The sequence below is a fragment of the Streptomyces sp. NPDC028419 genome, from assembly GCF_055565515.1.
In genome coordinates, this window is the sequence record NZ_JBVHUE010000004.1 from 302,023 (window position 1) to 325,081 (window position 23,059).

Annotated in this window: 28 protein-coding genes; 9 read left to right on the forward strand and 19 right to left on the reverse strand. The window is 70.6% G+C overall.

Annotated features, from left to right (window positions below; translation table 11 throughout):
• The first annotated feature begins 10 nt into the window (after window positions 1–10).
• Complete coding sequence (locus ACZ4UB_RS07500) at window positions 11–1,078, forward strand: medium chain dehydrogenase/reductase family protein (protein WP_468068870.1); 1,068 nt, start codon at window positions 11–13, stop codon at window positions 1,076–1,078.
• Between the two features lie 46 nt (window positions 1,079–1,124).
• Window positions 1,125–1,637, forward strand: a complete 513-nt coding sequence (locus tag ACZ4UB_RS07505; protein ID WP_468068871.1) for a nuclear transport factor 2 family protein — start codon at window positions 1,125–1,127, stop codon at window positions 1,635–1,637.
• A gap of 85 nt (window positions 1,638–1,722) precedes the next feature.
• On the opposite strand, the gene ACZ4UB_RS07510 is transcribed toward ACZ4UB_RS07505, so the two are convergent.
• Window positions 1,723–2,184 carry an ATP-binding protein gene (locus ACZ4UB_RS07510; RefSeq protein ID WP_468068943.1) on the reverse strand — a complete coding sequence of 154 codons (462 nt, stop codon included), beginning with the start codon at window positions 2,182–2,184 and terminating at the stop codon, window positions 1,723–1,725.
• A 157-nt stretch (window positions 2,185–2,341) separates the two neighbouring features.
• On the opposite strand from ACZ4UB_RS07510, the gene ACZ4UB_RS07515 reads away from it, so the two are divergent.
• Both ACZ4UB_RS07515 and ACZ4UB_RS07520 read left to right on the forward strand, forming a co-directional pair.
• Window positions 2,342–3,199 carry a helix-turn-helix domain-containing protein gene (locus ACZ4UB_RS07515; RefSeq protein ID WP_468068872.1) on the forward strand — a complete coding sequence of 286 codons (858 nt, stop codon included), beginning with the start codon at window positions 2,342–2,344 and terminating at the stop codon, window positions 3,197–3,199.
• Entirely contained in the window at window positions 3,196–3,387 is a 192-nt protein-coding gene (locus ACZ4UB_RS07520; RefSeq protein ID WP_468068873.1) for a DUF397 domain-containing protein, read from the forward strand. The genes ACZ4UB_RS07515 and ACZ4UB_RS07520 overlap by 4 nt, the downstream gene beginning before the upstream one ends.
• Window positions 3,388–3,468: 81 nt before the next feature.
• Here the strand turns inward: ACZ4UB_RS07520 and ACZ4UB_RS07525 are convergent, their stop codons facing one another.
• The 6 genes from ACZ4UB_RS07525 to ACZ4UB_RS07550 form a co-directional block, all read right to left on the reverse strand.
• Entirely contained in the window at window positions 3,469–4,824 is a 1,356-nt protein-coding gene (locus tag ACZ4UB_RS07525; RefSeq protein WP_468068874.1) for a dicarboxylate/amino acid:cation symporter, read from the reverse strand.
• Window positions 4,825–4,906: 82 nt separating this feature from the next.
• A complete protein-coding gene (locus ACZ4UB_RS07530; RefSeq protein ID WP_330335068.1) occupies window positions 4,907–4,984 on the reverse strand; it encodes a putative leader peptide in 78 nt (25 codons plus the stop codon).
• 168 nt (window positions 4,985–5,152) lie between these two features.
• A complete protein-coding gene (locus ACZ4UB_RS07535; RefSeq protein WP_468068876.1) occupies window positions 5,153–5,461 on the reverse strand; it encodes a DUF4229 domain-containing protein in 309 nt (102 codons plus the stop codon).
• A 139-nt stretch (window positions 5,462–5,600) separates the two neighbouring features.
• Window positions 5,601–6,149 carry a GNAT family N-acetyltransferase gene (locus tag ACZ4UB_RS07540; protein ID WP_468068877.1) on the reverse strand — a complete coding sequence of 183 codons (549 nt, stop codon included), beginning with the start codon at window positions 6,147–6,149 and terminating at the stop codon, window positions 5,601–5,603.
• An 89-nt stretch (window positions 6,150–6,238) separates the two neighbouring features.
• Entirely contained in the window at window positions 6,239–7,402 is a 1,164-nt protein-coding gene (gene mqnE, locus ACZ4UB_RS07545; protein WP_354380388.1) for an aminofutalosine synthase MqnE, read from the reverse strand.
• Window positions 7,403–7,474: 72 nt separating this feature from the next.
• Complete coding sequence (locus ACZ4UB_RS07550) at window positions 7,475–7,930, reverse strand: Lrp/AsnC family transcriptional regulator (RefSeq protein ID WP_354380387.1); 456 nt, start codon at window positions 7,928–7,930, stop codon at window positions 7,475–7,477.
• Between the two features lie 130 nt (window positions 7,931–8,060).
• Between ACZ4UB_RS07550 and ACZ4UB_RS07555 the strand changes: the two genes are divergently transcribed.
• Window positions 8,061–8,195, forward strand: a complete 135-nt coding sequence (locus ACZ4UB_RS07555; protein WP_399264441.1) for a hypothetical protein — start codon at window positions 8,061–8,063, stop codon at window positions 8,193–8,195.
• 16 nt (window positions 8,196–8,211) lie between these two features.
• Here ACZ4UB_RS07555 and ACZ4UB_RS07560 read toward each other — a convergent pair whose 3' ends face one another.
• From ACZ4UB_RS07560 to ACZ4UB_RS07575, 4 genes are read right to left on the reverse strand one after another with little or no spacing between them, the layout of a single operon-like run.
• A complete protein-coding gene (locus ACZ4UB_RS07560) occupies window positions 8,212–8,895 on the reverse strand; it encodes a UbiX family flavin prenyltransferase (RefSeq protein WP_354380386.1) in 684 nt (227 codons plus the stop codon).
• 21 nt (window positions 8,896–8,916) lie between these two features.
• Window positions 8,917–9,840 carry a menaquinone biosynthesis prenyltransferase MqnP gene (mqnP, locus tag ACZ4UB_RS07565; protein ID WP_468068879.1) on the reverse strand — a complete coding sequence of 308 codons (924 nt, stop codon included), beginning with the start codon at window positions 9,838–9,840 and terminating at the stop codon, window positions 8,917–8,919.
• The gene (locus ACZ4UB_RS07570) at window positions 9,837–10,307 is read right to left on the reverse strand and encodes a hypothetical protein (RefSeq protein ID WP_354380385.1); all 471 of its coding nucleotides are present in this window, start codon (window positions 10,305–10,307) and stop codon (window positions 9,837–9,839) included. Before ACZ4UB_RS07570 ends, mqnP begins: the two co-directional genes overlap by 4 nt.
• The gene (locus ACZ4UB_RS07575) at window positions 10,304–11,761 is read right to left on the reverse strand and encodes a menaquinone biosynthesis decarboxylase (protein WP_468068880.1); all 1,458 of its coding nucleotides are present in this window, start codon (window positions 11,759–11,761) and stop codon (window positions 10,304–10,306) included. The genes ACZ4UB_RS07570 and ACZ4UB_RS07575 overlap by 4 nt, the downstream gene beginning before the upstream one ends.
• An 88-nt stretch (window positions 11,762–11,849) precedes the next feature.
• On the opposite strand from ACZ4UB_RS07575, the gene ACZ4UB_RS07580 reads away from it, so the two are divergent.
• A complete protein-coding gene (locus ACZ4UB_RS07580) occupies window positions 11,850–12,191 on the forward strand; it encodes a PLD nuclease N-terminal domain-containing protein (protein WP_468068881.1) in 342 nt (113 codons plus the stop codon).
• Window positions 12,192–12,266: 75 nt separating this feature from the next.
• Here ACZ4UB_RS07580 and ccsB read toward each other — a convergent pair whose 3' ends face one another.
• From ccsB to hemL, 7 genes are all read right to left on the reverse strand, one after another.
• Window positions 12,267–13,349, reverse strand: a complete 1,083-nt coding sequence (gene ccsB, locus ACZ4UB_RS07585) for a c-type cytochrome biogenesis protein CcsB (protein WP_468068945.1) — start codon at window positions 13,347–13,349, stop codon at window positions 12,267–12,269.
• A 2-nt stretch (window positions 13,350–13,351) separates the two neighbouring features.
• Window positions 13,352–15,139: a cytochrome c biogenesis protein ResB gene (resB, locus tag ACZ4UB_RS07590; protein ID WP_468068882.1), complete on the reverse strand. Its 1,788-nt coding sequence runs from the start codon at window positions 15,137–15,139 to the stop codon at window positions 13,352–13,354.
• A gap of 13 nt (window positions 15,140–15,152) precedes the next feature.
• Window positions 15,153–15,899: a cytochrome c biogenesis CcdA family protein gene (locus ACZ4UB_RS07595; protein WP_354380381.1), complete on the reverse strand. Its 747-nt coding sequence runs from the start codon at window positions 15,897–15,899 to the stop codon at window positions 15,153–15,155.
• Window positions 15,896–16,531, reverse strand: coding sequence for a TlpA family protein disulfide reductase (locus ACZ4UB_RS07600; protein ID WP_468068883.1), 636 nt, complete (start codon window positions 16,529–16,531; stop codon window positions 15,896–15,898). Before ACZ4UB_RS07600 ends, ACZ4UB_RS07595 begins: the two co-directional genes overlap by 4 nt.
• Window positions 16,532–16,609: 78 nt before the next feature.
• Window positions 16,610–17,851, reverse strand: coding sequence for a polysaccharide deacetylase family protein (locus ACZ4UB_RS07605; protein WP_468068884.1), 1,242 nt, complete (start codon window positions 17,849–17,851; stop codon window positions 16,610–16,612).
• A 226-nt stretch (window positions 17,852–18,077) separates the two neighbouring features.
• On the reverse strand, window positions 18,078–18,758 hold the full coding sequence (locus ACZ4UB_RS07610; RefSeq protein ID WP_354380379.1) for a histidine phosphatase family protein: 681 nt from the start codon (window positions 18,756–18,758) through the stop codon (window positions 18,078–18,080).
• Window positions 18,755–20,089: a glutamate-1-semialdehyde 2,1-aminomutase gene (hemL, locus tag ACZ4UB_RS07615; protein WP_354380378.1), complete on the reverse strand. Its 1,335-nt coding sequence runs from the start codon at window positions 20,087–20,089 to the stop codon at window positions 18,755–18,757. The genes ACZ4UB_RS07610 and hemL overlap by 4 nt, the downstream gene beginning before the upstream one ends.
• A gap of 307 nt (window positions 20,090–20,396) precedes the next feature.
• On the opposite strand from hemL, the gene ACZ4UB_RS07620 reads away from it, so the two are divergent.
• The gene (locus tag ACZ4UB_RS07620) at window positions 20,397–20,834 is read left to right on the forward strand and encodes a hypothetical protein (protein ID WP_467967268.1); all 438 of its coding nucleotides are present in this window, start codon (window positions 20,397–20,399) and stop codon (window positions 20,832–20,834) included.
• Window positions 20,835–20,946: 112 nt separating this feature from the next.
• The gene (locus ACZ4UB_RS07625) at window positions 20,947–21,459 is read left to right on the forward strand and encodes a GNAT family N-acetyltransferase (RefSeq protein WP_468068885.1); all 513 of its coding nucleotides are present in this window, start codon (window positions 20,947–20,949) and stop codon (window positions 21,457–21,459) included.
• 80 nt (window positions 21,460–21,539) lie between these two features.
• Here ACZ4UB_RS07625 and ACZ4UB_RS07630 read toward each other — a convergent pair whose 3' ends face one another.
• The gene (locus tag ACZ4UB_RS07630) at window positions 21,540–22,448 is read right to left on the reverse strand and encodes an NADP-dependent oxidoreductase (RefSeq protein ID WP_468068947.1); all 909 of its coding nucleotides are present in this window, start codon (window positions 22,446–22,448) and stop codon (window positions 21,540–21,542) included.
• 158 nt (window positions 22,449–22,606) lie between these two features.
• Here ACZ4UB_RS07630 and ACZ4UB_RS07635 point away from each other — a divergent pair, with 158 nt between their 5' ends.
• On the forward strand, window positions 22,607–23,020 hold the full coding sequence (locus tag ACZ4UB_RS07635) for a winged helix-turn-helix transcriptional regulator (protein WP_468068886.1): 414 nt from the start codon (window positions 22,607–22,609) through the stop codon (window positions 23,018–23,020).
• The last annotated feature ends 39 nt before the right edge of the window (window positions 23,021–23,059 follow it).

Genomic DNA, 23,059 nt, shown 5'->3' on the forward strand with positions numbered 1-23,059 from the left:
AGTGAGCGACATGACCACCGACCACCTCACCCAGACCTTCCAGCCCCTCCAGGCCACCCAGGCCACCCAGGTCGTCCTGCCGGGCGTCGTGGCCCCGGAGGGCCTGCAGGTCATGCGCACCGCCGTCCCGGAGCCCGGCCCGGGCCAGCTGGTGATCGCCATGGAGGCGACCGGCGTCTCCTTCGCCGAGCAGCAGATGCGCCGCGGGCGGTACTACGACCAGCCGCCGTTCCCCTTCGTGCCGGGCTACGACCTGGTGGGCCGCGTGGTGTCGACCGGCCCGGGAGTCGCCCCGGACCTGGCTGGCCGGAGGGTGGCCGCGCTGGTCAAGGTCGGCGGCTGGGCCAGCCACGTGCTCGTCGACGCGAAGGACGCGGTCGAGGTGCCGGAGGGCCTGAGCGCGGCGCAGGCCGAGACGGTCGTGGTCAACGGCATCACCGCCTGGCAGATGCTCCACCGCACGGCCCGCGTCCGCGCCGGGCAGACGATCCTGGTGCACGGCGCCAGCGGCGGAGTGGGCTCCGTCCTGGTCCAGCTGGCCCGCGCGGCCGGCGTGAAGGTGATCGGCACGGCCTCCGCCCGCCACCACGAAGCACTGCGCGAGCTGGGCGTCACCCCGATCGACTACCGCGTCGGGAATGTCGCGGCCAGGACCCGGGAGCTGGCCCCCGGCGGGGTGGACGCCGTCTTCGACCACGTCGGCGGCCGCAGCGTCGTCGACTCCTGGCAGCTGCTCGCCCCCGGCGGCACCCTCGTCTCCTACGGCAGCGCCTCCACCCGCGACGACAGCGGCTCCAAGCAGCTGCCCGTGCTGAAGATCCTCGCCCGCACCTGGCTCTGGAACGCCCTGCCCAACGGCCGCCGCGCGCACTTCTACAACATCTGGGCCGGCCGCGCGCTGAACCAGGACCGCTTCCGCGCCCGGCTGCGCAGCGACCTCACCGAGGTCTTCGCCGCCCTCCAGCGCGGCGAGATCACCGCCCGGATCGCCGCCCAACTCCCGCTCGCCAGAGCCGCCGAGGCCCTCGCCCTGGCGGAGTCCGGCACCGTCACCGGCAAGGTCGTCCTCACCCCCTGACCCCCTGGCCCCCACCACCCGAAGACCTCGACGAAGGACGAACGCCATGAAGCCCCGCTCCATCCGCCCCGCCCACACCCTGACCGCCTTCGCCTGCGCCGCGGCCGCCACGGTCGCGCTCGGCACCGCCTCCTACGCCTCGCCGCCCGGCGACCGGCACCTGCCGAAGGTCGTCGCCGCCTGGCAGACCGCCTGGAACGGCACGGAGCCCGGCGCCCTCGGCGCCCTGTTCACCTCCAGCGGGAGCTACACCGACCAGGCGATAGGCGTCTCTTTCACGGGCCGTCAGGAGATATCCGGCTGGAAGGCCCGCACCGACGCCCTGATCGACAACGTCCGCGTCACCGTGCACGCCGCGCACCGGGACGGCGACCACATCACCATCGAGGCCGTCTACTCCGGGCACCTCAAGGGCGCGCCCAAGCCCTTCGCCGTGCCGCTGGCGACCCTGCTCGACCTCGACGGCCCGCGGATCGCCCACGACCAGGACTTCTACAGCCTCAACGCCGTCCTCGCCCAGTCCGGCCTCCCCGCCGACTGGACGCCGCCCACCCCGTGAGCCCGCGATCCCCGCGCCTCCGGGATCAGCCATGGGGAGCCGTGGGGAGCTGGAGGGGTGCGGTTGGTTGGTTTTCCCTGGTCCTTTAGCTTTTGACGTCCACCCGCACCGGGTCTCGGCCCTCCACGTCCCGGCGGGCCAGCCGTCCGGCCACATCCAGCTCGGCCCACACCACCTTGCAGGGCGGGGGCCCCGGATCCACCCCCCAGCGGTCCGCGATCGCAGCCACCAACACCAAGCCCCTACCGGCCTCCCCGTCCTCACCCGGGTCGCGGAGACCGGGGACCCGGTCACCCCGGGTATCGACCACCTCGATGCGCAGCACACCGCCGTACAGCGTGAGCAGCAGCCGGAACCTCCGCCCCGGCACGCGACCGTGGGTCACCGCGTTGGCCGCCAGCTCGGCCACGACGAGACCGGGCCCCTCCGTCGCGAGCCCCCAGGAGGCGATCCGCTCGACGGCGAGCAAGCGGGCCCTGCGGGCGCCGTGGGGAGTGGCGGAGAGTTGGGCGACGAAATGACGTGCGGGGTCGCAGATTTGATTCATCACGTCACTCAGCGTGTCGATGTCGGCATACCGTGAGAAGCGGCAACTCCCTTACGTCCCGCGTTTGTCCGGCCCTTGTCCGGGGCTGTCCTGGCTGTCCTGTCCGGCCGCTGGGCAGAGGGCGTCGAGGACATCGGTACGTCGGAGGCGGGCGCGCATGAGCGTGGACAGTGACGGTACGCGGGACGCGGGCTGGGACGTGGATCCCGAGGACGAACAAGGAGTGGCGGTACTGGCCGCACTGGGCCGCCAGCTCAGGGCCTGGCGCGAGGAAGCGGGCCTCCGGGCCGCCGACCTCGGCACCGCCATCGGGTACGGCGAGGACCTGGTCCGCAAGGTCGAGGCCGGCAAGCGCATCCCGCGCCCGGAGTACTTGGACAGGACGGACGAGACACTGCGGGCGGGCGGGAAGATCTCCGCGATGAAGGCGGACATGGAGCAGGTCCGCTACCCCAAGAAGGTGCGCGACCTCGCGAAGCTGGAGAGCCGGGCGGTGGAGGTGTGCGTCTACAGCACGCATGTCGTACACGGACTGGTGCAGACACCGGATCACGCGCGGGCCCTCTTCGAGATGCGCCAGCCCGCCTACGCACAGGACGAGGTGGAGCGGTTCACCGCAGCACGCATGGCCCGACAGGCCATCTTCGACCGCACCCCCGCCCCGGCGATCAGCTTCGTCCACGAAGCGTCCGCGTTGCGCCGCCCTATCGGGGGCACAATGGTGTGGCGCCGACAGCTCCAACGGCTCCTGGAGGTAGGCCAATTGCGCAACGTGTCCCTCCAGGTCATGCCGAACAGCCGCGAGGCACACGCCGGCATGGACGGCGGCATCGAAATCCTGAAGTTCGGGGACGGCACCGCCGTGGGACGCTCGGAGGGGGCGTTTAACGGACGCCCGGTGTCGGACCCGAAGCAGCTCCGGGTCCTTGAGCTGCGCTATGGCACCATCCGGGCCGAGGCTCTCCCGCCGCGGGAGTCGCGGGACTTCATCGAGGAACTGTTGGGAGAAACATGATCGAAAATCCCGAGCTCGACTGGTTCAAGAGCAGTCACAGCAGCGGCAGCGAAGGTGACTCCTGTGTCGAGGTGGCCACCAGCCCCGCCACCGTGCACGTCCGCGACTCCAAGGACACCGACATCCCCCACCTCGCCTTCGCCCCCCGCACCTGGGCGGACTTCGTGGCGCACGCCTCCGGCCGCTGAACGCACCGCAGCCCCCGCCCGGACGGGGGCGGAGGCTGCGATGAGCGTGCGTGCGACGCGGGGTCGCTCGGGGCCGTACGGTCAGACGGCGACCGGGACCTTCTCCTCGGCGGCGACCTCGTCGGCCTCGGCGGACCCAGCGGCCTCGGCCGGGAGCTCGTCCAGCGGGGAGGACGAGGCGGCGGCGTAGGCCGTGCGGTCCAAGATGCCCTCGCGGGCGGCGACGATGACGGGGACCAGGGCCTGGCCGGCCACGTTGGTGGCGGTCCGCATCATGTCGAGGATCGGGTCGATCGCCATCAGCAGACCGACACCGGCCAGCGGCAGGCCCAGCGTGGACAGGGTCAGCGTCAGCATCACGGTCGCGCCGGTCAGGCCGGCGGTGGCGGCGGAGCCGACCACGGAGACGAAGGCGATGAGCAGGTAGTCACCGACGCCGAGCTGCACGTCGAAGATCTGCGCGATGAAGATCGCGGCGAGCGCCGGGTAGATGGCGGCGCAGCCGTCCATCTTCGTGGTGGCGCCGAAGGGAACGGCGAAGCTCGCGTAGTTCTTCGGGACGCCGAGGCGCTCGGTGACCTTCTGGGTGACCGGCATGGTGCCGACCGAGGAGCGCGAGACGAAGGCCAGCTGGATCGCGGGCCAGGCGCCCTTGAAGAACTGGATCGGGTTGACCTTGGCGACGGTCGCCAGCAGCAGCGGGTAGACGCCGAAGAGCACGAGCGCGCAGCCGATGTACACGTCGGCGGTGAAGACGGCGTACTTGCCGATCAGGTCCCAGCCGTAGCTGGCGATGGCGGTGCCGATGAGGCCGACCGTACCGATCGGGGCGAGCCGGATGACCCACCACAGGGCCTTCTGCAGCAGCTCCAGGACGGACTCGGCGAGCGTCAGCACGGGCTGCGCCTTCGAGCCGAGCTGGAGGGCGGCGATGCCGGCGACGGCGGCCAGGAAGACGATCTGGAGGACGTTCAGCTCGGTGAACGGCGTGACGATGTCGTTCGGCACGATGCCGGTCAGGAAGTCGATCCACGAGCCGTGCCGCTTGGGCTCCTTGCCGTCGGCGGCGGTGAGGCCGGTGCCCGAGCCCGGGTTGGTCAGCAGGCCGATCGCGAGGCCGATGCCGACCGCGATCAGCGACGTGATCATGAACCAGAGCAGCGTGCGCGAGGCGAGGCGGGCGGCGTTGTTCACCTTCCGCAGGTTGGTGACGGACACCAGGATCGCGAAGAAGACCAGCGGGGCGACGGCCAGCTTCAGGAGCTGGACGAATATGTCGCCGACCTTCTCCAGGGTGGTGGCCAGCCAGCTGATGTCCTGGCTGCGCGAGAGCCAGCCGAACAGCACGCCGAGCACGAGACCGGTGACGATCTGGGCCCAGAAGGGGAACTTGAAAGAGGCCTTGGCGGGGGCCTCGGGGGTCGCGGACACGAACACTCTCCGGAAGGTGGTGGTGATGCGGTACGGCAGCCGGAGGTGGCCGGCCGGGACCGCTGCTGCGTGCGTTGCCTGGGCTGGATCAGCGACAGCAGCAACAGGCCGCGGACGCGCGGCGGCAGAGGTCGACGTGCAGGCGCGCCACGAGCAGGGTGCTCATGGCTTCGAAGGGCGCAGCTGACGTCAACATGTTGAACACGCTAACACTTTTCCTTTGAGAATCTCAAAGAACTGCTTTGAGCACCGATCCCGTCCGACCCCGAAAACGCCGAACGCCCCCGCGGCGGGAGGGATCCCGCCGCGGGGGCGCTTCGGACGTGCGTCGAGGTCAGTGCGCGCGGGCGGCGTCGTCCGCCGCGTCCTCCTGCGCCTGGTTGTCGGCGAGCCGACCCTTCGCGCCCGCGATGCGTCCGGAGATCTGCTCGGACATCACGTCGCGCTGCTTGCGCAGCAGCACGAAGGAGAGCGGGGCGGACAGCACCAGCGCGAGCAGCACGACCCAGGCGAGGTTGGCGTCGCCGAGGGAGGACGGTACGAGACCGGCCTTGACCAGGCCCAGGACGACGACGAAGCAGCCCACGAAGATGGCCAGCCGCATCGCGGTGTAGCGGATCGTTGCGTTCGGCTTGAGGGACACGGTGACCCCTTCTCTCTGTCTTCGTCGGCTGTGGGCGTCGGGTACGCCCGGAAGTGCCCGACCAGTGAAGCATGCCGGGCCCCCCGTGCCGCCCGCCGGGGCCCCACCCGAGCGGCGTCGCCCGGCGCCCGTTCCCGACTCAGCGCAGTCGCAGCAGCATGGTGACGTCGTCGCGGTCGTCGCCCGGGGCGACCCGGATCGCCCCGGGCACGCGCCCCACCTCGTGATATCCGCAGGAGGCGTAGAAGCGCTCCAGGCCGAGGCCGCCTCGACAGCCCAGCCGGATCGCGTCGATGCCCTCGATGGCGCGGGCCGCGTCGGCGACGGCAGCCATCAGGGCGCGCCCGACGCCCCGCCCCTGGAGGCCGGGCGCGACCATCACCGTGTAGGCCCAGAGCCAGTGCTTCATGAGCCCGTGCGCATTGGCGGCGAGGAAGGCGGTCGCCACGACCCGGCCGCCCCCGTCGCGCCCGACGACCAGCCGGGTCCGCCCCTCGGCCATCGCGACGAGGTGCTTGAGCAGCTCGGGGCGGACGACCTCCTGGCTGACGGGCGGCACGAAGCCGACGGCGCCACCGGCGTTGCTGACCTCGACCCACAGGTCGAGGACCTGCGCGTGCAGGGCCGGGTCGACGACCGGGTCGACGCTGAAGGTGAGCGGGAGCGGAAGGGGGGCCGTAATGGTCATATGCGCAGAGTAACCATTACCTGTGGCATTCGGCAACGAGGAAGCCCCGGCCCCCAAGAGGGGTCGGGGCTTCCTCGTCGGAAGGAACCTCAGAGGCGCATCGCCTGCGGCTCGTCGCGCAGACCCGCGTCCGGACCCGGGTACTCCCGGATGATCTCGTAGCGCGTGTTGCGCTCGACCGGACGGAAGCCCGCGTCCCGGATCAGCTCCAGCAGGTCGTCACGGCCCAGCTTGTTCGGCGTGCCGTAGTTGTCCGCGTCGTGCGTGATCTTGTACTCGACGACCGAGCCGTCCATGTCGTCCGCACCGTGCTGGAGCGCCAGCTGGGCGGTCTGCACGCCGTGCATCACCCAGAAGACCTTCACGTGCGGGACGTTGTCGAAGAGCAGTCGCGAGACCGCGAAGGTCTTCAGCGCCTCGGCGCCGGTCGCCATCGTGGTCCGCGCCTGGAGCTTGTTGCGGACCTTGCCGTCCTGCATGTCCACGAAGTCGTGCTGGTAGCGCAGCGGGATGAAGACCTGGAAGCCACCGGTCTCGTCCTGCAGCTCGCGCAGCCGGAGCACGTGGTCCACGCGGTGGCGCGGCTCCTCGATGTGCCCGTACAGCATCGTGCACGGGGTCTTGAGACCCTTCTCGTGCGCGAGGCGGTGGATGCGCGACCAGTCCTCCCAGTGGGTGCGGTGGTCGACGATGTGCTGACGGACCTCCCAGTCGAAGATCTCCGCGCCGCCGCCGGTGAGCGACTCCAGGCCGGCCTCGATCAGCTCGTCCAGGATCTCGGACGCCGAGAGACCAGAGATCGTCTCGAAGTGGTGGATCTCCGTCGCCGTGAACGCCTTCAGCGAGACGTTCGGCAGCGCCTTCTTCAGCTCGCTCAGCGAGCGCGGGTAGTAGCGCCACGGCAGATTGGGGTGCAGGCCGTTGACGATGTGCAGCTCGGTGAGGTTCTCGTTCTCCATGGTCTTGGCCAGGCGAACGGCTTCCTCGATGCGCATCGTGTACGCGTCCTTCTCGCCCGGCTTGCGCTGGAACGAGCAGTACGCGCAGGAGGCGGTGCACACGTTGGTCATGTTGAGGTGACGGTTGACGTTGAAGTGGACGACGTCACCGTTCTTGCGGGTGCGCACCTCGTGGGCGAGGCCACCGAGCCAGGCCAGATCGTCCGACTCGTAGAGGGCGATGCCGTCCTCACGCGTCAGCCGCTCGCCGGAGCGGACCTTCTCCTCCAGCTCGCGCTTGAGCCCAGCGTCCATGTGCCGGTCGCCTCCTGTGTCTGTCCTGCGTACGTGCGTACCTGTCCTGCGGAACCCCGCCCCACCGTACTCTCAGTGCTCTTCCGGCAGATCCCCGACCCGGTTCTCCCACTTGGTGGAGAGCACGATGGTGGTGCGGGTCCGGGAGACGCCCTTGGTGCCGGACAGCCGCCGGATGATCTTCTCCAGGCCGTCCACGTCGCTCGCGCGCACCTTGAGCATGAAGGAGTCGTCGCCCGCGATGAACCAGCAGTCCTCGATCTCCGCGAGGTCGCGCAGTCGCCGGGCCACGTCCTCGTGGTCCGCGGCGTCGGAGAGGGAGATGCCGATCAGCGCGGTGACGCCGAGGCCGAGCGAGGCCGCGTCCACGGTCGCGCGGTAGCCGGTGATCACACCGGCCGTCTCCAGCCGGTTGATCCGGTCGGTGACGCTGGGGCCGGAGAGGCCCACGAGTCGACCCAGCTCCGCGTAGGAAGCACGGCCGTTCTCCCTGAGGGCCTGGATGAGCTGCCTGTCCACGGTGTCCATATACCTGGAGCCTTCCATTATTCGGCGATCCCGCAAGTTTACGTATAGAATCTAAGGCACACAGGGTCGACGCCCTGTGAATCTTTCAACAGATCAACGATGATCTGACGATCTTCAGGAGTGGTTCACCGTGTACACGATCGAGATGGCCTACGCACACATGCGACAGCTCCAGGAGCTGGCCAACCGATCCCGTGCCCACCAGCCCGCCGCCGCCGTGCGTGTCGACAAGACCCGCAAGTCGTTCGGCGCCAAGAAGCGCTAGTACCGGTTCACCCCGGCTAGTCCTCACCAGCACCGGGAGCACGGGCCGCGCCCAGCTCCCCGTCCCAACGGCGGTACAGCCGGTGCGGCACCTCTGCCGCGTCCAGCACCCGCCCCGCGACGAAGTCAGCCAGATCCTGGATGTGCGTCGCACCCGCGTAGAACGCCGGAGAGGCGGGCAGCACCACTGCGCCCGCCTCGTCCAGCGTCACCAGCGCCTTGAGCGTCTGACCGCTCAGCGGCGTCTCGCGCACCACGACCACCAGCCGGCGCCGCTCCTTGAGCGTGACGCTCGCCACCCGCTGGAGCAGGTCCTTCGACAGCCCCAGCGCCACCCCCGCCACGCACGCCGTGGACGCGGGCACGATCAGCATCCCCTTGACCGGGTACGAGCCGGACGACGGCCCGGCCGCCAGGTCCCCGGCGTTCCAGTAGCGCACCGCGTCCAGGTCGAAGCCCGCGAAGGTGCCCGGTTTCCCGTCGGCCCCCCGCTCCAGCCACTGCTCCAGGTCCGCGCGCCAGTGCGCGTCCCGGAAGGCGATCCCCGTCTCGTCGAGCAGCGTGAGCCGCGCGGACCGGCTGACCACCAGGTCCACGCTCTCCCCCGCCGCGAGCAACCCCCGCAGCACGGACGCCGCGTACGGCGTCCCGGACGCCCCCGAAACCCCGACCACCCAGGGGGTGCGCTTGCCCTCACTCATGCGTCCGAGCCTATCCGGGACTTACAGCGTCAGCCCCCGCACCATCAGGTCCCCCAGCGCGCAGACGAAGAGCGCGATGCCGATGAAGCCGTTGACGGTGAAGAAGGCCCGGTTCAGCCGGGACAGGTCCTTGGGCGTCACGATCGAGTGCTCGTAGCCGAAGGCGGCCACCACGACGATCATCCCGGTCCAGAAGAAGGCCCCCGCATCGGTGGCGAGCGCGTACCAGACCAGCAGTCCGGTGGTCACGACATGACAGACTCTCGCCCCCCATAGCGCCGCCGGAACACCGAAGCGGGCGGGGACGGACTTGACGCCCTCCGCACGGTCGGCCATCACGTCCTGGCAACCGAAGATCAGGTCGAAGCCGCCGATCCACACGCCGACCGCGAGCCCGAGGACGACCGCGTCCCAGGACCACTCGCCGGTGATCGCCAGCCAGGCCCCGACCGGACCCATCGCCTGCGCCAGGCCCAGGATCGCGTGCGGGAAGTTCGTGAAGCGCTTGCCGTACGGGTACACCACCATCGGGATCACCGCGATGGGCGCGAGCGCCAGGCACAGCGGGTTCAGCAGCGCCGCCGCCCCGAGGAACACCGCGAGCGCGATGCCCGCACCGGTCCAGGCGGAGCGCACCGAGACCGCGCCGGTCACCAGCTCGCGGCCCGCGGTGCGCGGGTTACGGGCGTCGATCTCGCGGTCGATGATCCGGTTGGCGGCCATCGCGAAGGTGCGCAGGCCCACCATGGCGACGGTGACCAGCAGCAGCTTGATCCAGTGGACCTCGCGGTCCAGCTGGAACATCGCGGTGAGGGCCGCGATGTAGGCGAAGGGCAGCGCGAAGACCGAGTGCTCGATCATCACCAGCCGCAGGAACGCCTTCACCTTGCCGGTGGGCTGCGGCGCGGGGCCGGGGCCGACCACTCCGTCGGCGGTCGTCATCATGCGAGGCTGCTCCGGAAGTCTTCGAGGTCGGCCAGGAGCTCCGCGGTGGGGAGCGGGCCGAGCTCCAGGGTCCGGGGACCCTGGTCGTGTCCCTCGGGCGGGGTGACCCGGACGGTCAGCCGCCAGCCCTCACCGCCGGCCGGGCGCGCGTCGAGGGACAGGAAGCCGCCCGCCTCCACGGTGAAGGCCTCGGCCGCCGCCAGGGACCGCTGGAGCTGCTCCGCGAAGTCGTCCGCCTCCACGTCGCGCGCGCCGGGCAGCTCGAAGCCGTCGCCCTCGCCGTCCACGTCGAGCATCAGCGCCCAGATGTTGCCGGGGCCCGCGAACTCCTCGGGCGTCACCCCGGCCTCCGCGGCCGCGAGCTTGACCTCCGCCAGCGTCGGGTCGATCTGCGGCCGGACGAGGGCCACGTAGGCGGCGTCGGTGCCGATGAACAGCTCCGGGCCGCTCACTCCGATGGGGCTCACAGTCCGTATTCCTTCCAACGACGGTCGACCAGGGCCGCGGTCGCGGGGTCGGACTCGACCATGTCCGGCCAGCCGCCGTCGCGGGTGTAGCCCTCTTCGGGCAGTTTCTTCGTGGCGTCGATGCCCGCCTTGCCGCCCCAGAACTGCTGGTAGGAGGCGTGGTCCAGGTGGTCCACGGGGCCTTCGACGACGGTGAGGTCGCGGGCGTAGTCCGTGTTGCCCAGCGCCCGCCAGGAGACCTCGTGCAGGTCGTGCACGTCGCAGTCGGAGTCCACCACGATGATCAGCTTGGTCAGCGACATCATGTGCGCGCCCCAGATGGCGTGCATGACCTTCTGCGCGTGCTTGGGGTACTTCTTGTCGATCGAGACGATCGCGCAGTTGTGGAAGCCGCCCGATTCCGGCAGGTGGTAGTCCACGATGTCCGGCACGATGATCTTGAGCAGGGGCAGGAAGAACCGCTCGGTGGCGCGGCCCAGCGGCCCGTCCTCGGTCGGCGGGCGGCCGACGACGATCGACTGGATCAGCGGACGCTTGCGCATCGTCACGCAGTCGATCTTCAGGGCCGGGAAGGGTTCCTGCGGGGTGTAGAAACCGGTGTGGTCGCCGAAGGGGCCCTCGGGGAGCGTCTCCCCCGGCTCCAGCCAGCCCTCGATGACGACCTCGGCATGGGCCGGGACCTGGAGCGGGACGGTCTTGCAGTCCACCATCTCGATCCGCTTGCCCGCGACGAACCCGGCGAAGAGGTACTCGTCGATGTCGCCCGGCAGCGGCGCGGTGGACGCGTACGTCACGGCCGGCGGGCAGCCGAAGGCGATCGCGACCGGCAGCCGCTCGCCCCGTTTGGCCGCGACGGCGTAGTGGTTGCGGCTGTCCTTGTGGATCTGCCAGTGCATGCCGATGGTGCGCTTGTCGTGGCGCTGGAGGCGGTAGAGCCCGAGGTTGCGCACGCCGGTCTCGGGGTGCTTGGTGTGGGTCAGGCCCAGGTTGAAGAAGGAGCCGCCGTCCTTGGGCCAGGTGAAGAGGGCCGGCAGCCGGTCCAGGTCCACGTCGTCCCCGGTGAGGACGACCTCCTGGACGGGCGCGGAGTCGCCCTTCACCTTCCTCGGCGGTACGTGCACCATCGAGCCGAGCTTGCCGAAGGCCTCGCGGACCCCGATGAAGCCCTGCGGCAGCTCGGGCTTGAGCAGGCCGCCGATCTTCTCGCTGATCTCGGCGTAGGACTTCAGGCCCAGCGCCTTGAGCAGGCGGCGGTCGGTGCCGAAGACGTTCATGGCCAGCGGCATCGCCGAGCCCTTGACGTTCTCGAAGAGCAGCGCGGGCCCGCCCGCCTTGTTCACTCTGTCGACGATCTCCCCGACCTCCAGGTACGGGTCCACTTCGGCCTTGATGCGCTTGAGGTCGCCCTCCCGCTCCAGAGCCCGGAGCAGCGAGCGGAGATCGTCGTAAGCCATGCGACCCAGTATCGGCCACGGACTACCCTGGGGGAGTCACCGGGGCCCGACGCGGCCCCGCCACCATCTTGGGGGTCTGGCTCTCACCGTGCTGCGCTATCTGCCGTTCCTGCTGATCATCGCGCTGACCATCTACGCCTTCATCGACTGCCTGAACACGCCCGAGGAAGAGGTCAAGCACCTCCCGAAGGTGGTCTGGGTGATCATCATCCTGCTGTTCTCGATCGTCGGCCCCGTCGTGTGGCTGTTCGCCGGGAAGAAGCGCGCCGCGGTCGGCGGCGGCTTCGGCGGCGGCCGGGCGCGCCGGACCCAGTGGGTCGCGCCGGACGACAACCCGGAGTTCTTGAAGTCGCTGCGCGAGGAGCAGGAGCGACAGGACGGCCAGGGCAAGCAGGACGGGAAGGACCGCAACGACCCCGACAAGGGGTAGCCGACGCGGTGAACGGCGAAGGGCCCGGACCCCCCGAGGGGGTCCGGGCCCTTCGCCGTTCGGCGTGCCGCTCGACTACACCCCGCCGTAGGAGTGCTTGCCGTTGAGCAGGATGTTCACGCCGTAGTAGTTCCAGATCCAGCACGCGAAGGCGAAGAGCGCCAGGTAGGCGGCCTTGCGGCCCTTCCAGCCGGCCGTGGCGCGCGCGTGCAGGTAGCAGGCGTAGGCGACCCAGGTGATGAAGGACCAGACCTCCTTGGGGTCCCAGCCCCAGTACCGGCCCCAGGCGTCGTTCGCCCAGATCGCGCCCGCGATGATCGTGAAGGTCCACAGCGGGAAGACGGCCGCGTTGATCCGGTACGAGAACTTGTCGAGCGAGGACGCCGAGGGCAGCCGCTCCATCACCGAGGTGCGGAACGCGCCGGGCCTGCGACCCTCGGCGAGGTTGGCCTCGTAGCCGTCGCGGAAGAGGTAGAGGACCGTGCCCGCCGCACCGATGTAGAAGACCGCGCCGCAGATGATCGCGGTGGAGACGTGGATCCACAGCCAGTACGAGTGCAGGGCCGGGACCAGCGCCGCGCTGTCGGTGTAGAGCCAGGTCGTGGCCACGCCCAGGTCCAGCAGGACCGTGGTGACCAGGATCAGGCCGATCCAGCGGACGTTCTTGCCCAGGGCCAGCAGCAGCAGGTACGCGCCCGCGGCCACCGTGGCGAAGGTGATCGAGAACTCGTACATGTTGCCCCAGGGCGCCCGCTGCACCGACAGGGCGCGGCTGACCACGCCGCCGGCCGCGAGCAGGAAGCCGAGGGCGGTCAGCGAGATCGCGATCCGGCCGTACAGGTCGCCCTTGACCGTGCCGCCGGCCGCGCCGGGGCCGTCCGGGACGTCGCGCGTGCCGGTGGCGGAGCGGGTGACGACCTGCGGCTTGTCGAGGACCGCGGTGCCCCCCGCCTTCGTGCGGACCTGGACGGCGGGGGCCTTCGCGGCGCCCGCGCCGGCCGTCAGCGCGTTGGCCGTGCGGGCCACCTTGCTGCGGCTGCCGAAGGTCCACTCGGCGATGTGGGCGAAGAAGGCGAGCATGTAGACCGCCATCGACGAATAGATCAGCACGTTGCTGGCGTGGGCCAGGCTCGTGTTGGTCGCGGCGGCTGCGAGCAGGGTCATCCGCGTCCTCCTTCAACGGTTGCTTCGACAGGGTTGTTGCCGGGGACGGCCTCGGGCGCGGTCGGCGCCCGCTCGTTCAGCCGGACGGCCAGGTCGGCGAGTTCCTCGGGGAGCTTGGCGGACTCGCTGCGGCCGAGGCCCGCCATCTCGACGACGGTCACGCCGTCCTGGCCCGTCACCGCGCGGACCCAGATCCGGCGGCGCTGGATGAAGAGGGACGCGGCCAGGCCCAGGATGGCCGCCACCGCGCCGGCCAGGGCGTAGCCGGTGCCGGGCTCCTGGGAGATCTGGAAGGTGGCCCAGCGCTCGATGCCCTCGAACTTCACGGTGCCCGCGCCGTCGGGGAGCGTCATCGTCTCGCCGGGGAGCATCAGCTGGGAGAACGGGTCGCCGTTCTCCTTCTTGAACTGCTGCATCTTGGCGGTGTCGAGCTGGTAGACGTTCTGCGGCAGGCCCGAGTCCACGCCCAGGCTGCCGTGCCAGGCGTTGAGCGCCAGGACCGGGAAGTCCGCGGCGGGGAACTGCGAGAGCATCGTGCCCTGGCCCTTGCCCGCGAAGGTCGGCACGAAGCGGGCGTTGAAGCCCAGCTGCTCCTTCTTGCCGTTCTTGTCCTGGTAGCCGTCGGTGACCTTGACGGCTCCGGCGGAGGTCAGGTTCGCGTCCTGCGGCAGCATCGGCACGGCGTCCTTGAAGATCACCTTGCCGGAGGGGTCGGTCACCGAGAGGATCGGCGCGTAGCCGTGGCCCAGCAGGTAGACCTTGGAGCCCTCGACGTCGAGCGGCTTGTTGACCTCGATCTCGGTCTTCGTCGGGGTGCCGTGCGCGCCCTTGCTGTAGGTGACGTACGCCTTGAACTCGCGCGGGGTGCCCTTCTGCGGGCCGCTCTTCTCGTACTCCGCGTCGAACTTGTCCAGGGTGAAGCTGAAGGGCGGCAGGTCGTCCGAGCTGAAGAGGCTGCCGGACTTGAAGTCGTCGTACTGGGTGAGCGTGTTCGAGAAGCCCTTGCCGCGCAGGACGAGCTTGCCGCCCTCGGACTTGAGGAGCTGGCCGGTGGCGAAGGCCACCAGCATCACGATCAGCGCGATGTGGAACATCAGGTTCCCGGCCTCGCGCAGATAGCCCTTCTCGGCGGCGACCGCGTTCCCGGCCGGGTCGGCGTCGGTACGGAAGCGGCGCCCGCCGAGCACCTCCTTCGCGTACGAGAGGACCTCGTCCGGGGCCGTTTCGGTGCGCCAGGTGGTGTAGGCGGGGAGCCGGTCCAGGCGCCGCGGGGCGCCCGGCGGGCGGCCGCGGAGCTGGCCGACGAACTGCCAGGTGCGCGGGACGATGCAGCCGATCAGCGACACGAACAGCAGGATGTAGATCGCGGAGAACCACACCGAGCTGTAGACGTCGAAGAGCTGGAGCTTCTCGGCGACCGGCACCCAGAACTCGTGCTTGCCCTTCCAGATCGACACCTTCATCGGGTCGACCCGGTTCTGCGGGATCAGCGAGCCGGGGATCGAGCCGAGGGACAGCAGGAAGAGCAGGATCAGCGCCACCCGCATCGAGGTGAGCTGGCGCCAGAACCAGCGGGCCCAGCCGAGCACGCCGATGCCGACGGCCGGACCACCGGCCGGCGGGTCCTCCAGCGGGGCGGTGGACAGCTGGGCCGCGGCGGCGGCGTCGGTGGCGGCCGCGGCCGCTTCGGTGGCGTCCGGGGCGGCGGGCGTGTCGGCCGCGGTGGCGGCCGCGTCGTGTTCGGGGTCCGACGCCGCGATGGGCGCCTTGTCGCTCGTACTCATGTGCTCTTAGTCCTCAGATCCCCACCGTGAAGCCCTGTGTCCAGCTCTGCATGTCGCTGACGATCGTGTCCCACCAACCTGTGACGAGCAGCAGACCGGTCAGGACCAGCATGCCGCCCCCGATCCGCATCACCCACGCGTAGTGCTTCTTCACCCAGCCGAAGGCGCCGAGCGCCTTGCGGAAGGCGATCGCGGCGAGGATGAAGGGCAGGCCGAGGCCCAGACAGTACGCCGTGGTCAGCAGCGCTCCGCGGCCGGCGCTCGCCTCGTTCAGGGAGAGCGTGTTCACGGCGGCGAGCGTCGGGCCCATGCAGGGGGTCCATCCGATGCCGAAGAGGACTCCGAGGACGGGCGCGCCGATCAGGCCCCCGGTGGGCTTCTTGTGGAAGCGGAACTCCCGCATCGTCAGGCCCGGGATCAGTCCCATGAAGAAGAGCCCCATGAGGATGACCACGCCGCCGAGCACCCGGGAGATCAGCGCCCGGTTGTCCTGGAGGACGTCGCCGAAGAACCCGAAGAGCGCGCCGGTGGAGACGAAGACGGCGGTGAAGCCGAGGACGAACAGGCTCGCCCCGGCCAGCATCCGCCCGCGCCGGGCCTCGGCCATGTCGGCGCCGGTGACGCCGGTCACGTAGGAGAGGTAGCCGGGGACGAGCGGCAGCACGCACGGGGAGAAGAAGGAGACGAGTCCGGCGAGCACGGCGATGGGCAGGGCGAGCAGCAGGGCTCCGCCGAGAACGGTCTCGTTCACGCCGGTCACTTCTCCGCGAGGAGCGGGTCGATCATCTTGCGCAGCTGCTCCTCATTGACCGCGACCAGGGTGCGGGCGGCGATCTTGCCCTCCTTGTCGAGGACGATCGTGGAGGGGATCGACTGCGCGTTGAGCGTGCCCTTGGGGAAACGGAGCATCAGCTTGCCGTCGGGGTCGTAGAGGCTCGGGTAGGTGATCCCGAAGTTCTCCTCGAAGGAGACCGCGTTCTGCTTGCTGTTGTCGCGGGTGTTGATCCCGACGAAGGCGACGTCCTTGCCCGCGTCGGCCATCTCCTTGGAGACCTTGGCGAAGTAGGGGGCCTCGGCGCGGCACGGCGGGCACCAGGAGCCCCAGACGTTCAGGACGACGACCTTCCCCTTGAGGGCGGTCGTGTCGAGCGTCTTGCCGTCGACGGTGTCGCCGTCGAGCTTGGGGGCGTCGTCGCGCTGGCCCTTGGCGACGGTGGAGATGCCGCCCGGGCCCGTCACGTAGTTGCCGCCCGCGGAGCCGGAGGACTTGGCGCCACCGGCCGAATCTCCGCAGGAGGTGAGGGTGAGGGCGCCTGCGACGGCCACCGCGGTCAGCAGGACGGCGCGGCCGCTGGTCGAGCGGCGGCGTCGGGGGGCGCGGCTAAGGCTCATGTGAAAAGTTTCGCATGGGCGAATTGTGGATCTTGCGCGCCCCCCGGCCGGGGGCGATCGGCCGGGGTCAGGCCGCGGTCAGGCCGCGGTCAGGAAGGTCTTCCAGCCGCCGGTCGGCGGCTGACCGGGGGCCAGGGTCCGCAGTTTGGCCAGCACCTTGGGGTCCTGGACGTCGAGCCAGTCGGCGAACTGCCGGAACGATACGAGCCGTACGTCGCTTTTGTCCGCCATCGACTTGAGCGCTTCCTCGACGGCGTCCATGTAGATGCCGCCGTTCCAGTCCTCGAAGTGGTTGCCGATGAAGAGCGGCGCGCGGTTCGTCTCGTACGCCCGCCGGAAGCCGCCCTGGTAGGCGGCCGTGGCCTGGCTGCGCCAGCCCGGGTAGTTGGAGGGAACGCCCCGGGTGGTGTTCTGCGACTGGTTGGCGAGGATGTTGTAGTCCATCGAGAGCACCTCGAAGGAGTGGCCGGGGAAGGGCATCGACTGCAGCGGCAGGTCCCACACGTTCCCCTTCTTCTCCGGCCACTGCTGGAGGCCGCCGGGCGAGCTGGCGTCGTAGCGCCAGCCGAGCTTCTCGGCGGTGGGCAGCAGCTGGTCCTGGCCGAGCAGGCACGGCGTACGGGCCCCGACCAGCTCCTTGGCGTAGTCGAAGGGCAGCGGTTCGAGGTCGGTGAAGCCGGTGTTGGTGCGCCAGTTGGTGACGAAGGACACGGCCTGCTCGATCTCGCTGTGCCAGTCCTGCGCGCTCCAGTGGGCGACCGAGCCGGATCCGCCGCAGAAGTGCCCGTTGAAGTGGGTGCCGATCTCGTGGCCGTCGAGCCAGGCCTCGCGCACGCACTTCAGGGTGTTGCGGACGTTCTCGTCCTTCAGGAACCCGATGTCGGAGGCGCCCACCGGGTTGTTGGGCGGGCGGTAGAGCTCGCGCTTCGACTCGGGGAGCAGGTAGAGCCCGGAGAGGAAGAAGGTCATGCCCGCGTGGTGGTCCTTGGCGAGCTTGAGGAAGCGCGGGAAGAGACCGTTGCCGATCTCGCCCGCGCCGTCCCAGCTGAAGACGACGAACTGCGGCGGGGTCTCCCCGGGCTGGAGGGGGACGGGCTTCGCGGGCTGGTGGGGCTGGGGGCCCGTGTCCGCGGTGGAACCGTCCCCGATGGGCCTGACCGGACGGGCGGCCCCGCCGCTCGGGGCGGGGCCGGCCTGGCCGGAACCCGCGCCCATGCGCGCGCCCCCGGAGCCGGACCCGCCGCCGCAACCCGCGATCCCCATCGCGGCCACGGCGCCGAGTCCGAGTCCGAGCACGCCCCTCCGGCTGACCTCACGCATGTCGCTCACCTCGCTGACGGAATGTCGTATAAACGGACATTCCAACGCAGGCTGAGTGTCAGATCGGCAGCGGCGTGGCGACTTGTATGAAATTAGGTCTGGACATGTCGAATCTTGACGATCGGAAGCGGGGACTCCGACCTGACGTCACGACTCCCACCTGACGTCACGACTCAGGCGACGTCATGGCTCAGGCGACGTCACGGCCTCAGGCGAGGTCACGGCCTCAGGCGCCGAAGGCCTTCGACTTGCCCTTCACCGGCTTCGCGCCCGCGAGCAGGTGCGCCGGGACCAGGTCCCGGGCCGGCTCGCTGTAGCCCACCGAAACGATCTTGTCGCCCTGGTACGTGAACGACGTCAGCGAGGCCAACGTGCACTGCCGGCGCCGCGGGTCGTGCCACAGCCTGCGCTTCTCGGCGAAGCTGCGCACGATCCAGATCGGCAGCTGGTGGCTCACGCACACCGCCTCGTGCCCGCGGGCCGCGTCGCGCGCCGCGTCCAGCGCGCCCATCATCCGGACCACCTGCTCGATGTACGGCTCGCCCCAGGACGGCTGGAACGGGTTCGTCAGGTGCTTCCAGTTGGCGGGCTTGCGCAGGGCGCCGTCGCCGACGCCGAAGGTCTTGCCCTCGAAGACGTTGCCCGCCTCGATCAGCCGCCCGTCGGTCGCCAGGTCCAGGCTGTGCGCCTTGGCGATCGGGGCCGCCGTCTCCTGCGCGCGCTCCAGCGGGGAGGACACGACGTGGGTGATGTCGCGGTTCTCCAGGTGCTCGGCGACCCGCTCGGCCATCTTCCGGCCCAGCTCGGAGAGGTGGTAGCCGGGTCGGCGGCCGTAGAGGACCCCGTCCGGGTTGTGCACCTCTCCGTGGCGCATCAGGTGGACGACGGTGATGTCGCTGCTGCTCATGCGGTGGCCTCCGGGGTGGCCTCGGCGGCGGCGCGGGCGGCGGCGGGCAGCGCGGCCGCGATGCGCTCGATCGCCCGCTCGTCGTGGGCGGTGGAGACGAACCAGGACTCGAAGGACGAGGGCGGCAGGTAGACGCCCTGGGCCAGCATCGAGTGGAAGAAGCCGGTGAAGCGGAAGCTCTCCTGCTTCTTGGCGTCGTCGTAGTTCCTGACCTCGTCCTCGGTGAAGAAGACGGAGAACATGTTGGACGCGGTCTGCAGCCGGTGCGCCACGCCCTCCTTGCGGAGCGCGTCCGTCACCAGGCCCTGGATCTCGGCCGATACGGCGTCGACCTTCGCGTACGCCGCGTCGTCGAGCAGCCGCAGCTGCGCGAGGCCAGCGGCGGTGGCGATCGGGTTCCCGGAGAGGGTGCCCGCCTGGTAGACGGGGCCGACGGGGGCCAGGTGCCCCATCACGTCGGCGCGGCCGCCGAAGGCCGCGGCCGGGAAGCCGCCGCCCATGACCTTGCCGAAGGTCATCAGGTCGGGCGCGACCCCGTCCACGCCGAACCAGCCGGCGCGGGAGGTGCGGAAGCCCGTCATGACCTCGTCGGAGATGTACAGCGCGCCGTTCGCGCGGCACAGGTCGGCCAGGCCCTGGTTGAACCCCTCGCCCGGGGTCACCACGCCCATGTTGCCGGGCGCGGCCTCGGTGATCACACAGGCGATCTCACCGGGGTGCGCGGCGAAGGCGGCACGGACCGCTTCGAGGTCGTTGTAGGGGAGGACGATCGTGTCGCCGGCCTGCGCACCCGTCACACCGGGGGTGTCGGGCAGCGCGAAGGTCGCGAGGCCCGATCCGGCGGCGGCGAGCAGCGCGTCCACGTGGCCGTGGTAGCAGCCCGCGAACTTCACGACCTTGGCCCGGCCGGTGAAACCGCGGGCCAGCCGGATCGCGGACATGGTGGCCTCCGTACCGGAGGACACCAGGCGCACCTGCTCGACGGGCGCGATCCGCGCGACGATCTCCTCGGCGAGCGCGACCTCGCCCTCGCCGGGGGTGCCGAAGGACGTGCCGCGGGCGACCGCGGCCTGCACGGCCTCGATCACGGCGGGGTGGGAATGGCCGAGGATCATCGGCCCCCACGAGCAGACCAGGTCGACGTACTCGCGGCCATCGGCATCGGTGAGGTACGGACCGGTACCGGACACCATGAACCGGGGCGTTCCCCCCACGGCGCGGAATGCACGCACCGGAGAGTTCACGCCGCCGGGGGTCACGAGGGACGCGCGGTCAAACAGGTTCTGCGAGACTGGGGCTTCATACGGATACGGGTAGCTCACACCAGCCATGGTCTCAGAGGCCGCGACAGACTTGCGGACGGGCGTTTCACCGCGCCGCCGCGGGGGAGGTCACTGCCATGATGATCAGGCCGCGTGGCGGGGGTCACGGGGCCGGGGCAGGCAAGACCAGTCGGGTGGAGATATGCAACGCGGTGGCGGACCGGGCGAGGGTACGGACGGCCTCGGGCCCGAGCGTGCGCGCGAGGCCCGCGACGCATCCCGAGAGGCCCGGCGCCGCGGCAAGCACCGCCGACGGGGCGCGGACGCGGTGGACGGCGTACCGGTACCCGCGAGCGCGGTCCCGGGGGGTCGGGGCATGGGAGTGACCTACAAGTACTTCGGCGCCCCCGACGGGGCCACGGCGGCGCGCGTCCCGATCTCGATGCGACCGGAAGAGCTCGGCGGCGACGAGCTCGGCATGGGCGGCCTGTTCAGCAAGATCAAACCGGAGACGGTGGCCGCGATGGTCCTCACCGGCATCGAAGGCATACCCCTGCACAAGGTCCCGCCGCTGGAGCTCGTGGTCCTGCACCCCGACTACGCGGTGGTCAAGCTCCCGATGACGGTGGTCGACCCGCTGCGCGGCATCGGCGAGGAGTCCGTCGGCGCGGCCGCCTTCATCTGGTCCACGGTCCCCGACCGCGGCGGCCCGCGCGACGCCTTCAACGTCTACCAGCTGCTGCACGAGTGGCAGGACTTCTCCCACCGCCTGCACGAGGCCGGCCACCAGCCGTACTGCCTGGTCTGGCCCTGACGGCCCTTTCCGCCCCGGGCGGACGGGGGTCGGTCCCCTTCCTTCCGGTTCCGGCCACGACATGGGGCCGAGTCCCGGACAGCGGGGAGGAGTTCCTCGTACCCTCCTCAACATGGAAATATCGCTGCGTCTGACCCCCTGGTCCCATGAGGACCTCGGGTTACTGCTGAGGGCCAATGAGCCCGAGATGACCAAGTACTTGGGGGGACCCGAGTCCGAGGAGAAGCTGGCCGACCGCCAGCGCCGGTACGTCGCCCTGAGCGACCGGGAACCCGCTGCCGGACGGATGTTCCGGGTCAGCCTGGCGGAGACGGGCGAGACCGTCGGTTCCGTGGGCTTCTGGCCCCGCGAGTGGCGCGACGAAGAGGTGTACGAGAGCGGCTGGGCGATCTTCCCCGAGTACCAGGGCCGCGGCCTCGCGGTGGCGGCGATCGGCGAACTGCTCGCGTACGTCGCCGAACACGGCTCCCGCCGTCTCGTGCACGCCTTCCCCAGCACGGACCACGCCGCGTCCAACTCCGTGTGCCGTCGGGCGGGCTTCGAGTCGCTCGGTGACGTCAACTTCGAATACCCGCCCGGCGTGTTCCACCCGAGCCACGACTGGCGCTACACCGTGCCCGTCTGACCCGACCCGCACCGCCCGCCCGACCTGCGCGGCCCGCTCGCCCGCCCGCCCGGCACGACCGGCGGACCGGCGGGGCGGGCTCAGGCCACGGTCAGGACCAGCCGGCCCCGGGCGCCGCCCTCCGCGAGGCGGGCGTGCGCCCCGGCCGCGTCGGCCAGGGCGTAGGTCCCGCCCACCCGCAGGGTCAGCGCGCCCTCGTCCACCAAGGACACCAGCCGCGCCAGGTGCGCCCCGTCCGCCGCGACCTCCTGCTCCAGGACCCGGATCCCACGCACCGGAGCGGGAGCCCCGCCCGGCCGCAGCCCGACGTAGACGCCGCCGTCACGGACGAAGTCCAGCGCCGCCTCCCCCAGCACCGCGGCGTCCAACACCCCGTCCACCCGCACCCCCGCATCCGCCCCGGCCGTGCCCCGGGCCACGAAGTCGGTGGCGCCCAGCGACCGGACCAGCTCCTCGTCCGCCGGGGCCGCCAGCGCGGTCACCTTCAGCCCGGCGTGCACCGCGAGCTGGACCGCCAGCCCGCCGACCACCCCGGCCGCCCCGGTGACCAGCACCGACTCCCCTCCCGCCAGCCCCAACTGGCCCAGTGCCCGGGCCGCCGTGAGCCCGCTGAGCGGCAGCACCGCGGCGGCCGTCGCGTCCACGGACTCGGGGGCGGCGGCGAGGGCGCCCTCGTCGAGGACGACGTACTCCGCATGCGTCCCGAGCTCCTTGACCGCGCCGTAGTGCAGTCCGACGACCCGCTGACCGGCGCTCCAGTCGGTCACCCCGGCGCCGACCGCGTCGACCTCACCGGCCACGTCCCATCCGAAGCCGAGCCGCTCCCCCTCGCCCCCGAAGACCCCGAGGCGGACCAGGGCGTCCACCGGATTGAGCCCCGCGGCCCGCACCCGGACCCGCACCTGCCCGGCCCCCGGAACCGGCAGCGGCACCTGCGCGGTCACGACCTGCTCCGGGCCGCCGAAGGCGGTGACGACCGCGGCGTTGATCAGCTTCTGGTCCTGCGTCTGGTGCTGGTTCTGGCTCATGGGTCTCGTCCCTTGCGCTCGATTTCGTTCGTTCCGATGCGCACTAACTTAGGGAGAGGTACTTTCGTTTCGTAAGTACGCACTCCAAGGTGCGTACCCGACCCGAAAGTGAGCCCGCCATGGCCACCCGCACTGCCGAGACCCGCCGCCAGGAGGCCCGCCACGCCTACGACGCCTTCCTCAAGGAGTGCCCGACCAGCCAGCTCCTGGACCGCATCAGCGACAAGTGGGTCGGCCTCGTCCTGAGCGCCCTCAACGAGGCGGAGGTCATGCGCTACAGCGACCTCGGCCGCCGGATCCCCGGGGTCAGCCAGAAGATGCTCACCCAGACCCTGCGCGCCCTCGAACGCGACGGCCTCGTCAGCCGCACCGTCACCGCCTCCGTGCCCGTCCGCGTCGACTACCGCCTCACCCCCCTCGGCCACAGCCTCGGCGGCCTCCTCACCTCTGTGAAGCACTGGGCCGAGCAGCACTTCGACCAGGTCAGCGCCCACCGCGAGGTCTACGACCAGGAGGCCGCCGCCCACGCGTAATTGACCTTCGCCGCCCCGCCCCGAACTGGCATGCTGGGC